Source organism: Vallitalea maricola (assembly GCF_036985595.1).
Lineage (GTDB): Bacteria > Bacillota > Clostridia > Lachnospirales > Vallitaleaceae > Vallitalea > Vallitalea maricola.
In genome coordinates, this window is record NZ_BTPU01000207.1 from 1 (window position 1) to 215 (window position 215).

Sequence of the window (215 nt, forward strand, 5' to 3'; positions counted from 1 at the left end):
TATATGTACTTCAATCTTAGGACATTAAATACATAGCCTATTGCCAAATTGACTGCTTCTGTTCCATATCCTAATCCTTTATAATTATCATTAGCAAGAATAATCCCTAGTTCACATTTGCTTTCTTTAGAGTTAATTCTTTTTAGAGATAATTCACCTATTGGAATTATATCAAAAAAAATGCCTAACCTAGGATAGTCTGATTCATTCTCCAT

1 protein-coding gene is annotated in these 215 nt (G+C 29.8%); it reads right to left on the reverse strand.

Translation table 11 applies throughout. The features are described from left to right. Positions 1-215, reverse strand: a 215-nt coding sequence (locus AACQ14_RS23880) for a GNAT family N-acetyltransferase (RefSeq protein WP_339366040.1), incomplete at both ends; no start/stop codon positions are given.